We start from the raw sequence: 12,774 nt of genomic DNA, 5'->3' as shown, positions 1-12,774 counted from the left end.
GATGAATCACTTCTCCAGATTGGCGAGGATGCGGCTGTGGACGCGCATGCACAGCTTGATCTCTTCCTCATCGACGCCGTCGAACAACTCCTGGCGCAGCGCGTTGGCGATGGTTTCGATTTGCTCGATCAGCGGACGGGCCGTATCGCAAAGAAGAATTTTCTTCGCCCGACGGTCTTCAGCCACCGCCAGGCGCTGAACCAGGCCCTGGGTTTCCAGGCTGTCGAGCAGGCGAGCCAGGGTTGGCCCCTCAACGCCGACGCTTTGCGCCAGCTCGCGCTGGGTAGGCGCGTCCTTGAAACGCGCCAGGTGCAGCAGCACCAGCCATCGGGCCTGAGACAGGCCGAGGCCAGCAAGACGGCGATCCAGTTCGGCGCGCCAACCGCGAGACATTTGCGCCAACTGCATGCCAAAGCGGTGTTGTTCGGTTAACGGCATAAAACACTCATGTTTAGACTGATATCGAAGTAATACTAATTGTTAGCCAGCTAAGCATGACCCTCGGTACGAAGCAAGGTCGAGACTGTACTGAATCGTTACATCTTGAGAGGCGTCAAGTTACATCTCGAACTCTGACTGCAAGGCCGCACGCACGCAGTACAACACGCCCTCCGGAACCCGACCGGCAAACAGCGGGGCAATTTCGGCGACGGCCGGCAATTCGCCCTCGCCGTCGAGGAACGCATCCTGCACTTCGCCCAGCAGGTCTTCCGGCAGATCCAGAGCCTGCTCCAGCGACAATTGTTGCTTGCCGATGGCTTCGGCCAACAGCGTGTAGACGTTTTTCTCCGAGCATTGCAACTGCCCGGCAATCTGCAGCGGGGTCATGCCGGCGCGGGCCAGGGTAATCAACTCGTGGCGCAGGTCGGCCACCACTTTCGGCGCCTCGGCCCGGCCGCCAAGGACCTCGAGGAACGCATCGCCATAACGCTCCAGCTTGCGCGCACCGACGCCGCTGACCCGCGCCATCTCCGCCAGGGAGCCCGGCTGGCTGCGGAGCATTTCCAGCAACGTGGAGTCGGGAAAGATAACGTAGGGCGGCACGCCATGTTCTTCGGCGAGCTTGCGGCGCAGGGCGCGCAACGCTTCCCATTGTTCCCGCTCTTCGCCACGCACCAATTGGCTGGCCTGGCTGGAGCCGGTCTTGGCGGTGGTTTGCGGTTTCAGGTCGCGACGCAATTCCAGGGTCACTTCGCCCTTGAGCAGCGGCCGGCAGCTGTCGCTCAGGCGCAGACCGCCGTAGCCATCGAGGTCGATATCGGCCAGGCCACGGGCCACCAACTGGCGGAACAATGAGCGCCACTCGCCCTCGGCCCGGCCCTTGCCGACGCCGAACACCGCCAGGTGTTGATGCCCGGCACCCCGCACCTTTTCGTTGTCCTTGCCCAGCAACACCTCTACCAGATGCCCGACGCCGTAGCGCTGGCCGGTGCGATAAATCGCCGACAAGGCCTGGCGCGCCGGCTCGGTGGCGTCCCAGGTTTGCACGCCGTCGACGCAGTTATCGCAATGCCCGCAGGGTTGCGGCATGTCTTCGTCGAAATAGGCGAGCAAGGTCTGACGACGGCAGCGGGTTTCTTCGCACAACGACAGCATGGCGTCGAGCTTGTGCTGCTCCAGGCGCTTGTGGCGTTCATCGCCTTCGGAGTTCTGCAGCATTTGCTTGAGCATCACCACGTCCTGCAGGCCGTAGGCCATCCAGGCGTCCGCCGGCAGGCCGTCGCGCCCGCCACGACCGGTTTCCTGGTAATACGCCTCGAGCGACTTGGGCAGGTCGAGGTGCGCGACAAAGCGCACGTTGGGCTTGTCGATGCCCATGCCGAACGCCACGGTGGCAACCATGATCAGGCCCTCCTCGTTGAGGAAGCGCTTCTGGTTCTCGGCGCGCACCTCGTTGGCCAGCCCGGCGTGGTACGGCAACGCCGGAAAACCCTGCTCGCTGAGGAACACCGCCACCTCGTCGACCTTCTTGCGCGACAGGCAATAGACGATGCCGGCGTCGCTGCGACGCTCGGCGAGGAACGCCAGCAATTGCTTGCGAGGCTGCTCCTTGGGCACGATGCGGTAGAAAATGTTCGGCCGGTCGAAGCTCGACAGAAAACGCTCGGCATTCTGCAAATGCAGGCGCTCGACGATTTCTTCGCGGGTGCGCTTGTCGGCGGTGGCGGTCAGGGCGATGCGCGGGACGTTGGGGAACAACTCGGCCAACTGGCCCAATTGCAGGTATTCGCGGCGGAAATCATGGCCCCATTGCGACACACAGTGGGCTTCGTCGATGGCGAACAGGGCGATTTCCAGGCTCTGCAGGAACGCCAGCATGCGTGGCTGGACCAGCCGTTCCGGCGCCAGGTAGAGCATTTTCACTTCGCCACGACGGATGCGCGCGGCAAGGTCGCGCTGTTGCTCGGGGCTCAGGGTCGAGTTCAGCGAGGCGGCTGCGACCCCCAGCTCCTCGAGAGTCGCGACCTGGTCATCCATCAACGCGATCAGCGGCGAAACGACCACCGCCAGGCCGTTGCGCAACAGCGCCGGCACCTGGAAGCACAGGGACTTGCCGCCGCCGGTAGGCATCAACACCAAGGCGTCGCCGCCGCTGGCCACGCGCTCAATGATGGCACCCTGGCGACCACGGAAACTGTCGTAGCCGAAGATGTCCTTGAGGACGCGTTGAGCCTGTTCGAGCATGAAAAACTCCCAATGGTGCTGAAAATCCCGGTGTGCAGGCTGGCTCAAAACCGCGCGATGTTCACGGCCAGATCCGTTAGCGGATTTGTCCGGGGCATGCGCCAAACCTGCCGGGCATAACAAAACGCGCGAGTATACCCGAGCGCTGCCCGGCAATGGACTTCACTGACGAATAGTCCCTGCTTGCCGGACAACCTGTGCAATTACCGGCAAATCCGCTGCGCGGCTGGCCTGGGCGCTCAAGAACGCCTAAACTTGCTCATCGTATATTCCCAAGGTAGCCCTCCCAATGTCCTTCGCTGAGCAATTAACCCGCCTGCAAGTCTTCCTCGACGCCGATGAACTGCATGACGAGGCGCTGGACTACGTGGCCGCCCATGGCTACCTCACCGCCCTGTCGATCTGTGCCGAAACCGTGCCGGAGCGCGAGTGGATCGACGCCCTGTTCGCGGAAGAGCCGCACTACACCAGCGACGCCCAGCGTGAGGAAATCGAAGCCACGCTGATCGGCCTCAAGGCCCACATCGCACGCCAACTGGCTTCCGATGAGGAATTCGAGTTGCCATGCGACCTCGACCTCGGCGATGACCCGGACGACTCCGAACTGCGCGGCTGGTGCATCGGCTTCATGGAGGGCGTGTTCCTGCGTGAAGAAGCCTGGTTCGAAACCGCCGAAGACGAAGTCAGCGAAATGCTGCTGCCGATCATGGTCGGTTCCGGCCTGTTCGACGAGCAACCGGAATTCTCCGACATCGCCTCGGACGCCAATCTGATGGACGACATGATCGTACAGATCCCGGAAGCCCTGACTGCGCTGTACCTGCTGTGCAACGCACCGGACGAAAAACCGGCGATTCTCAAGCCTCGTCACCACTGAGTTCCTGCCTGTGGCTGATCCCATAGGCAACCGCTCCCTGATGCTGCGCTACGCACTCCTGACCATTGGCTGGTTGAGCGTAGCGTTGGGAGTGATCGGCATCTTCCTGCCCGTCCTGCCTACTACCCCCTTCCTGCTGCTGGCCGCCGCCTGTTTTGCCCGCAGTTCGCCGCGCTTCTATCAATGGCTGGTGGAGCATCCGCGCCTCGGCCCGTGGATTCGCGACTACCTGGACGGCAACGGCATTCCGCTCAAGGGCAAGGTCTACGCCATTGGCCTGATGTGGGCGAGCATCCTGTTTTCCTGCTACCTGGTCCCCCTGCCCTGGGCTCGTGGCTTCATGTTGACCAGCGCAGTGCTGGTGACGGTCTACATCCTGCGCCAGAAGACCCTCGAAAAGCCCTGAGCCGACCACTCGATAATTGGCCCGGCCTTTTGCCCAACAACGCCTAGACTCCACAGATCTGCATGTGAGCCGCCCGGCATGCCTCGTCGCCCGCGAAGTCCAGGATGGTCAACGCCCCGACGCCGGCTCGGCGGATGGCTGCTTCTCGGGTTTTTCCTGCTGCCAGGGTTGGAGGCTGTTCGGGCGAACTGGAATTTCGCTGACATCCTGACCACTGCCGAACAACGCTATGGCCCATTGGGCAGTGCGCAGGGACGGATTGAGGCGTGGAACCAAATGCTGCAAAGCCAGGCCGGACTGCCCGAGCGCGACCAACTGACAGCGGTCAATCGCTTCTTCAACCAGCAACTGAGTTTTCGCGACGACAGCCGCGTCTGGCAGCAAATCGATTACTGGGCAACGCCAGTCGAAGCGCTGGTCAAGGGCGCCGGTGACTGCGAAGACTACGCCCTGGGCAAATACTTCAGCCTGCGCCAATTGGGCGTGCCCGCCGAAAAACTGCGCATCACCTACGTCAAGGCGCTGACCCGCAATCAGGCCCACATGGTCCTGACGTATTACCCAAGCCCCACAGCCGACCCGCTGGTCCTCGATAACCTGATCAGCGACATCCGCCCCGCCTCGCAACGCAAGGACCTGCTGCCGGTATACGCCTTCAATGCCGAAGGCCTGTACACGCCGGGGGCCAACGGCGGCCAGCGCAAGGGCGACGCCAAGCGCCTGTCACGCTGGCAGGACCTGCTGCGCAAGATGCAGGCAGAGGGTTTTGCCGTGGGCGATGGCTGAGACTGACGAGCAAAGGAGCGTCACATGTCCCTACTCAAACAATTATTCCTGGCCATCTGCCTGTTCCTCCTGGTGGCGTTCAGCGGCAGTTTTTTTGTCAGCCTGGAGAGCTCCCGTGAACAGATGCTCGGCCAGTTGCGCTCCCATGCCCAGGACGCTGCGACGGCCTTGGGCTTGTCATTGACCACGCAACTGGACGATCCGGCGATGGTTGAGTTAATGGTCAGCTCGATTTTCGACAGCGGCTACTTCTCCAGCATCCGGGTGATCGCTATCGAAGATGAGCGCCTGCTGGTGGAACGCAGCACACGGGCCACCGCTGAGGGCATTCCCGCCTGGTTCGTCAGACTGGTGAATCTGCGCCCGCAAGGTGGCGATGCGCTGATCATGCGCGGCTGGGAACAGGCGGCCCGGGTCGAGGTGCAGAGCAATCCCCAATTCGCCCTCGCCAAACTCTGGGACAGCAGCGTCGGCAGCCTGCTCTGGCTGCTGCTCTGCGGTCTGCTCAGCGCGGTGTTCGGCGGCTGGTTGCTGCGTCGCCAATTGCGCCCCCTCGACAGTCTGGTCAAGCAGGCCCAAGCCATCAGCCAACGAGAATTTCGCAGCGTGAAGAAACTGCCGAGGACGCCTGAGCTGAAACGGGTGGTGCTGGCAATGAACCAGATGGTCGAAAAGCTCAAGGCATTATTCGTCGAAGAGGCCGCGCGCAGCGAAACATTGCGCGCGGCGTCCTATCAGGATGAGCTGACCGGGCTGGCCAACCGACGCCTGCTCGACGAACAATTGACCGACCAACTGTTACCCGGCGAACAGAACAGCGCCGGGCATTTGCTGATGTTCCGGATCAATGACCTGAACGGCCTCAACCAGCGCCACGGCGGACAGGCCACTGACACCCTGATCAGCCAGATCGGCCAGTTGCTCAAGCGCCTGACCCAGCTACCCGAACGTCATGCCTGGCTGGCGGCACGCAACCGTGGCGGCGAGTTCAGCCTGCTGACCCCGGGCCTCGATATCCAGGAAGCGAGCCGTCTGGGCGCGGAGATCAGCGCCACCCTGGAGAACCTGCGCTTGACCGGCGCCAGCGACTGCATGCCGGTCGCCCATCTGGGCATAGTGCCCTACGTTCCCGGAGAAACCCCAAACCAGGTACTGATGCGCCTCGACCAGGCCCTGGCCCAGGCGCAACTGCAACCGGAGCGACCGTGGGTCTACCTCGATCAGTCACGATCCGCCCCCACGCAGACCGCCCACGACTGGCGCGCCTGGATCGACGATGCCCTGACCCACGGCAAGCTGCAGCTGTATTTTCAACCGGTGGTGCAATGCGCCGACACCGGGCGACTGCTGCACCACAAGGTCCTGGCGCGCCTGCTAGACCCTCAGGGCGAGGCGATCGCCGCCGGGCATTTCCTGCCCTGGATCGAACGCCTGGGCTGGTCGGCGCGATTCGACCTGGCGATGCTCGAGCACACCCTCGACTACCTCGCCGAGCATCGCCAGCCGCTGGCCCTGAGCCTGTCCGGCAGCACCCTGCGCGACACCACGCAACGGCGGATCATCCTCGACACGCTGAACGCGCTGCCGGAACTGGCACCGCTACTGACCCTGGAAATCGATGAGCATCAATTACCGCCCCCCGAGGATCTGCGTCAGCTAAGCCTGAGCCTGCGCGACACCGGTTACCGCATCGGCCTGCAGCACTTCGGCGGCAGCTTCAGCCAGATCGGCAACTTTACCCAGCTCGGCCTGGCCTACCTGAAAATCGACGGCAGTTACATTCGCGGCATCGACACGCAAAGCCACAAGAGGCTGTTTATCGAAGCGATCTACCGCGCCACCCACAGCATCGACCTGCCGCTGATTGCGGAAATGGTCGAGACCGCCGGCGAGTTGGAGGCGCTCAGGGAGTTGGGGATTTTTGGCGCAATGGGACGCTTGATCGGTGCGCCGCAGCCGGTGCCTGGCGAGCAGTGAAGGTGTGGCGCGGGAGAAGTCTCCCGCGCCAGGGACTACTGATCCTCAGACCGTGTCCACCTTCAACGAATGATCATTGAGCATGCCGTTGATGATGGTCGCGGTGTCGTGACCGCCGGCGATCACCCCGCCCGCCCCCGGCGTCACGCCGTAGTGATCGGCCAGGTTGACCCCCGCCAGGTCGATGGTCTGGGTCGACGGCGCGCCGACCGTGGCCTTGATATCGATGCTGGTGACCAGCGACGCGCCGCTGCCGCTGACGCTGAAGTGCAGGTAGTCGTCCAGCGAGGTTGACGAGGCATGCTCGCCCTGCAGCAGTTGCGACAGGTCGAGTTTGTCGGTGCCGGGGGTGAAGTCGGTGACCACATCATGCCCGCTGTTGCCGGCCAGCCACTTGAAGGTGTCGGAGCCACCACCGCCGGTCAGGGTGTTGTTGCCCAGGCCGCCGATGATCAGGTTGTCCTGGTCATTGCCGATCAACGTGTCGTTCCAGTTCGAGCCGGTCAGGTTCTCGATGCTGACCAGGGTATCGACACCCGCCCCCACCGTGTTCTGCCCCCCTTGCAGGCCGAGGTTAACGGTCACGCCGGCAGTCGCATGGGCATAGCTGGCGGTGTCAATGCCGTCGCCGCCGTCCAGCAGATCGTTGCCCAGGCCACTGAACAACAGGTCGTTGCCCGCGCCGCCATGCAGCTCGTTGTTACCGTTGCCCGCCGTCAGCACGTCGTTGCCGTCACCGCCGTTAAGCACGTTGTCACCATTGCCGGCCAACAGCACGTCGTCACCAGCGGTGCCGGTCAAGATCTGGCCTTGCTGGTAGCTAATGCTCACCGCTGCCGCGTCGCTGCCGCCGTGGTTGTCGTTGGCACTGTAGCTGCCGACAAAGTCCGGCGAGCTCTCGTGGGCGCCGGCGTAGTTGATGGTCATGCTCAACTGGTAGCTCTCGGCGGCATTCGGTTGGCTGCCGTCGGGGTTGTGCAGGTTGCTGATGTGGATCCGGTAAGTGCCGTCTTCGTTGGCGGTCAGGGTGCTGTCGTTGCCGATGTCGAGGAAGCCGCCACCGTTAAGCGAATACTCCATGCCGATATGACCGGCCGCCAGGTTGTGATCGAGGTTGAGGGTTTCGCCTTTTTTCAGGTTGACGGTAATCATGTCCTCGTCGTTGGCGCCGCTGTGGCTGACCTGGCCGAGGAATCCGCTGATCACCAACAGCGCAGTCATGGCGGCCGCATCGGCGGCAAAGGCGCCACGAACGTCCGCCAGATTGCGGTTGGCGGAAATGTTCTGAGGCGCACTGAAATCAATCGCGCCGCTGCCGGTGAAATCCGCGCCCTTAACGATCCAGCCGGTGTTGAAGGTAGTCGGGGTGGCTGTCAACGGATCGCCATTGGCATCGCTGTCGTTGGCCAGCAGCGCCGCACCCGGCACGCTGATATGGCTCGAGAGAATGTTGGTGATGACATGGTCATCCGCTGCCAGCGGCACCGTATTCGGCACCACCTTGATGTTCAGGGTGCGGCTGGCCAGGTCACCGTCGTAGTCACTGGCAGTAAAAGCGATCTGTTCGGTCAGTTCGACCGCCGTGGCTTTCAACGAGGTGTAGGTGAACTCACCGGTGTCGAGGTTGATCACCAGCACGCCGCCCTTGAGGGTGCTGATGGTCAGGCTGTTGTCGAGGGTGTTGAACACCCCGCGATTGAAGCCCTCGATGACCGACAGCGTGCCGTGATTATTGTCGCCATGGGGATCGAAGCTGTAGGTGGTGCCTTCGACGATGACGGTTTTGATAAAGCCGCCATCGGCGCCGAAACCACCGCCGTCGCCCATCAGCAAGCCGGTGATCGGCACGCCGACCACGGTACCGGTCAGCACCGAATTGAGCTGGTTGAGGTCGGTGACCAGATGGGCATCGGTGTCGACGTGGTTGCTGCCGTCGTAGGCCAGCGGATTGAGATGGGAGGCATCGACGCCACCGCCGAGGCCGATCGCGTAGTTCTTGATCCCGTTGGCATCGAGGAAGGCTTTCCACGCCGCCTCGTCCGCCGGGTCGATCTGCCCGCCCACGTTGGGCTTGCCGTCGGAGAAGAAGTAGCCGACGTTCTGCGCGCCGACCAGTTTGCCCTCGGTACCGAAGGCCAGCTTGGCCGCCGCCAAAGCGTCGTCGTAGTGGGTGCCGCCACCAGCGGTCAGCGAGGCGAGGATCGCCTTGGCCGTGGCCACGTCGACCCAGAATGCGCTCTGCCCGCTGGCATCGCCGTTGAAAGTGACCAACTGCACTTTGACGTCGCCCAGTGCATCGTACTTGTCGAGCAAGGCGCTGATCGCTTGCTGGGCCAACTCAAGGCGCGACAGTGAGCCGACACCCGAGCAGTCGGCCATGCTGCCGGACACATCGATCACCAGCAGCAGGTTGGTATCAATTTCCCCCGCCGGGGCAAAGCGTTCGGAGTGCTGGGCTTGGGGTACGTCGTCGACGATGTTCACCACAATGCTGCTGGTGGTGCTGTTGCCCAAGGCGTCGGTGACCTTGTAGTTGAAGGTCTCGGTGATGAGGTTGGCGCCGTCATTGCCGCCGGGCGCAGTTTTCGGCGCCGAGGTCAGGGTGTAAGTGTAAGTGCCGTCCGGGTTGAGCAGGATTTGCCCGTAAGCGCCGGTGGCGCTGCCGAGCAGGGTAAAGGTCAGCGGGCCACTGCCGCCGCCGACGGAACCGGCCAGGTTGCCGTGGGCGGTTTCGCTGGTGGAGGTTGGATCGCTGCCGATCACCGTGCCGGCGGCCAGATCCTGGCCGTCCTTGCTGAGGTCCAGGCCTTTCTCGAACACCGTCAGACAAGAGTCGACGCAGGCGTGCAGGCCGCTGTCGGTGACATTGATGGTGATGGTAGTGGTGCTCTCGTCACCGTCGCCATCGCGGATGGTGTAGGTGAAGATATCGGTCGCCCCCGGCGGGCAAACGCCGTTGGCGGTGCTGTGATAGATCGCGTTGCCGGCGGCATCCAGGGTCAGGTAGCCGTAGGCGCCCTGGATCGGATCGCCGAGGCCGCCGATCACCGAGGTCGAGGTGTTACCACCGGCGCGCACGCCGACCACCGCGCCGCCCTCGGCAGCACCATCAGCGCCGTTGCTGTCATTGCCGAGCACCGCGATGTTTACGGTCGCGCCTTCGAATACCGTGGCGCAATCGGCGTTAGCGGTCGGCAGGTCGTCGATGATGTTGACGTCCAGCGAGTCGCTGGCGGTGCTGCCGTTGCTGTCGGTCACCGTGACCGCGAAGTGTTCGCTGAGGCTGTTGGCGCCGTTGGCGGTGGGATGATTTTCGTTGTCATTGAGGGTGTAGCTGTAGCTGACCACGCCAGTCGCCGAGTCATAGCCGGTGATGGTCAGGGTGTTGCCGAGGAAGGTGGTCAGGGTTTGCGGGAAGCCAGCAGTCACGCCGGCTGTCACCACATTCAACCCGCCGACGCTCAGGTTCTGCACACCGTCGAGTGCGGTGACGGTGAAGGTGCCGCTCTGGGTCAACGCCGGAGTGCCCGGGGTCGAGCCATCACTCAAGGCGCGCTCGTAGACCGTCAGTTCGCCACCACAAACGTTCAGACCATCAATCAGCACCGGGTCGTCGTTATTGTGCACCGTCAGGGTCAGGGTGGCGCTGCTGCTGTCGCCGTCCGAGTCGGTGATGGTGTAGGTGAAGACTTCGTGGGCATCGGCCTTCAGTGTAAGGAACGCCGGATTGCTGGTGTCAACCGTGTAGGTGTAAGTACCGTCCGCCGCCAGCACCAAATGACCGTAGGTGCCCGTCAACGTGCCCGGAGTGACTGGGCCGTCGGTCACGCGGTCGGCGCCCAATTGATCGTTGTCGAGCACGTTGCCGACCAGGGTCAGTTGGTTTTCCGAGGCCACGCCTGGGTTGCTGTCGTCGGCCGCGCTGGGCAGATCATCGACCACGTTGACGTCCAGCGAGACACTGTTGGTGCTGCCATCGACGTCGGTGGCGGTCACCGTGAAATGCTCGCTCAGGCTGTTGGCGCCGTTGGCATTCGGGTGGGCATCGTTGCCGTTGAGGGTGTAGCTGTAGCTGACCACGCCACTGGCAGAATCGTAGCCGGTGATGGTCAGGGTGTTGCCCAAGGCGGTGGGCAGGGTTTGCGGGAAGCCGGCAGTGATGCCGCCGGTCATCACGTTGAGCGTACCAACGCTCAGGCTGTGCAACCCGTCGAGGGCGGTGACGGTAAACGTACCGTTGACCGTCAGTGCGCTTGACGTGGGATCGCTGCCGGTGCCCAGGTGTTTTTCGTAGACGGTCAGTTCACCGCCTTCGATTGCCAAGCCGTTGAGGCTCACCGGATCGTCGTTGTTGTGAATGTTCAGCACCAGCTTGGCGCTGCTGCTGTCGCCGTCGGCATCGGTCAGGGTGTAGGTAAACGTCTCGCTGCCATTGCCACCGCCCTTGAGCCCGAGAAATGCCGGATCGCCACTGTGCAAGGTGTAGGTGTAGGAACCGTCGGCCGCCAGCACCAGGGTGCCGTAGGTGCCGGTGAAGGTACCGGGGGTGATCGGCCCGCTGGGCACCCGGTCGGCGCCTTGAGTGTCGTTGTCCAGCACGTTGCCGGTCAGGGTCAGGCGGGTTTCCGAGGCGACGCCATGGCTGTCATCGTAGGCCTGGGGCACATCGTCGGTGATGTTGATATCCAGGGTATTGCTGGCCGAATCGCCATTGGTATCACTGGCGATCACGCTGAAGTGTTCGCTCAGGTTGTTCAGGCCATCGCCGGCGGCATGGCTTTCATTGCCAACCAGGGTGTAGCTGTAGCTGACGATGCCGGTGGCCGGATCGTAGCCGGTGATGATCAAGGTGTTGCCCAGACCGGTGGTGATCGACTGTGGCAAGCCGGTAGCGGTGCCGCCACTGACGATGTTCATCCCGCCGATACTCAAGTTGAGCAGACCGTCCGGCGCCGACACCCTGAAGGTGCCGTTCTGGGTCAGGGCAGCGGCATTGCTCGCCGAACCGTTGGCCAGGTTGGCCTCGTTGAGAGTCAACTCACCACCTGCCACCGACAGGCCGGTCAGGGTGACCGGGTGATTTTCCGGGACGATCGGCGGGAATGGCGGGCCTGGAGGGTTGGGCGTTTCAGGAGACAGCGGGTTTACCGAAGGTGTCCCTGGAGTACCGGGAGCACCGGCGTTGTCACCGCCATCGCTATCCGGCGTGCCGTCGCGCCAGCCGAAGACGAACTCGGGAATGCCATTAAACCCGGCCGTAGGGAAACCGATCACCGGATCCACCCGCCCCGCCGTCTCCTGCAGCAGCACAAATGAATGACCGCCACCGGCGTCGCCGGGTGCGCCGCTAACGTTGGGGCCAGCCGCGGTGGCTTCAGCGGTCTGGGTCGGATCGACGCCGGCGGCGATGGCTTTTTGCAGTTGCTCGACATCGGTCAACTGCGCCTGGCTGGGTGCCGTGTCTGCGGAGCTGTCGACATGGGCCGGCTGGCTGGCCAGCAATGAATCATTCATGTGCAGGCTGCTGCCACGCCCCAGCGTCAGGTCCTGGCCATTTTGCAGGTGCACGGCGACGGCACCGGCGGCGCCTGTCACCAGTTGCTCACCGGCGTACAACCGGTCCCCCTCGGTCAGGACGCGACGGGTGCCATTACCCGCCTCCGCGAACACCTGACCCACGACCTTGCTGACGATTCCGATGAGCCTTGCCATGTGAAGTCCTCCGCCGCCGACATCCATCGGCACCTGGGTTGCGCGCAGAAACTGGCAGGGCACTACCGGGTCGCCTCGCCGACCTTCGGCCTGGCAGCACTTGCGCTTCAAGGTGCAAGCCCTTGCCTGACGACGATCTGGTCGCGCGTGCCCTACGCAGACGGGGTCCTGATTGCGGGACAAACTTGAATGAAATCATTCACTCAGCGCAGTTCAGGTTGCCTGCGAGGGTGGCTGCCGGAGAGTGACAATATTTTGTCGCCCAAAAACCGCTCAGCCTCCTTCCCCTCCAACGTTTCTCCACCCTCTGTTGCAAAAGTGTTGGAACTTG

Annotated in this window: 7 protein-coding genes; 4 read left to right on the top strand and 3 right to left on the bottom strand. The window is 63.0% G+C overall.

The window, feature by feature from the left end:
- Window positions 1-6: 6 nt before the first annotated feature.
- Together KW062_RS08245 and recQ are read right to left on the bottom strand one after the other, a co-directional pair.
- Complete coding sequence (locus tag KW062_RS08245) at window positions 7-438, bottom strand: MarR family transcriptional regulator (RefSeq protein WP_105754338.1); 432 nt, start codon at window positions 436-438, stop codon at window positions 7-9.
- A gap of 120 nt (window positions 439-558) precedes the next feature.
- Window positions 559-2,685, bottom strand: a complete 2,127-nt coding sequence (gene recQ, locus KW062_RS08240) for a DNA helicase RecQ (RefSeq protein ID WP_027619153.1) — start codon at window positions 2,683-2,685, stop codon at window positions 559-561.
- A gap of 289 nt (window positions 2,686-2,974) precedes the next feature.
- On the opposite strand from recQ, the gene KW062_RS08235 reads away from it, so the two are divergent.
- The 4 genes from KW062_RS08235 to lapD all read left to right on the top strand — a co-directional run bounded on the left by KW062_RS08235 (window position 2,975) and on the right by lapD (window position 6,731).
- Window positions 2,975-3,562 carry a UPF0149 family protein gene (locus KW062_RS08235; RefSeq protein ID WP_027619154.1) on the top strand — a complete coding sequence of 196 codons (588 nt, stop codon included), beginning with the start codon at window positions 2,975-2,977 and terminating at the stop codon, window positions 3,560-3,562.
- A 40-nt stretch (window positions 3,563-3,602) separates the two neighbouring features.
- Entirely contained in the window at window positions 3,603-3,968 is a 366-nt protein-coding gene (locus KW062_RS08230) for a YbaN family protein (protein ID WP_177327254.1), read from the top strand.
- Window positions 3,969-4,046: 78 nt separating this feature from the next.
- Entirely contained in the window at window positions 4,047-4,754 is a 708-nt protein-coding gene (gene lapG, locus KW062_RS08225) for a cysteine protease LapG (protein WP_105754337.1), read from the top strand.
- A 24-nt stretch (window positions 4,755-4,778) separates the two neighbouring features.
- A complete protein-coding gene (lapD, locus tag KW062_RS08220) occupies window positions 4,779-6,731 on the top strand; it encodes a cyclic di-GMP receptor LapD (protein WP_105754336.1) in 1,953 nt (650 codons plus the stop codon).
- A 45-nt stretch (window positions 6,732-6,776) separates the two neighbouring features.
- Here the strand turns inward: lapD and KW062_RS08215 are convergent, their stop codons facing one another.
- Entirely contained in the window at window positions 6,777-12,443 is a 5,667-nt protein-coding gene (locus tag KW062_RS08215) for a retention module-containing protein (RefSeq protein ID WP_105754335.1), read from the bottom strand.
- Window positions 12,444-12,774: the final 331 nt, after the last annotated feature.

The organism is Pseudomonas fluorescens (genome assembly GCF_019212185.1).
Taxonomy (GTDB): domain Bacteria; phylum Pseudomonadota; class Gammaproteobacteria; order Pseudomonadales; family Pseudomonadaceae; genus Aquipseudomonas.
Note: the sequence above shows the minus strand (reverse complement) of the source record. Positions and strands in the feature narration are given on the sequence as shown.

Excerpts from the sequence above, each read along its gene's own strand:
- KW062_RS08245 (WP_105754338.1), bottom strand. The coding sequence starts at position 438 with ATGCCGTTAACCGAACAACACCGCTTTGGCATGCAGTTGGCGCAAATG.
- KW062_RS08230 (WP_177327254.1), top strand. The coding sequence starts at position 3,603 with ATGCTGCGCTACGCACTCCTGACCATTGGCTGGTTGAGCGTAGCGTTG.
- recQ (WP_027619153.1), bottom strand. The coding sequence starts at position 2,685 with ATGCTCGAACAGGCTCAACGCGTCCTCAAGGACATCTTCGGCTACGAC.
- lapG (WP_105754337.1), top strand. The coding sequence starts at position 4,047 with ATGCCTCGTCGCCCGCGAAGTCCAGGATGGTCAACGCCCCGACGCCGG.
- KW062_RS08215 (WP_105754335.1), bottom strand. The coding sequence starts at position 12,443 with ATGGCAAGGCTCATCGGAATCGTCAGCAAGGTCGTGGGTCAGGTGTTC.
- KW062_RS08235 (WP_027619154.1), top strand. The coding sequence starts at position 2,975 with ATGTCCTTCGCTGAGCAATTAACCCGCCTGCAAGTCTTCCTCGACGCC.
- lapD (WP_105754336.1), top strand. The coding sequence starts at position 4,779 with ATGTCCCTACTCAAACAATTATTCCTGGCCATCTGCCTGTTCCTCCTG.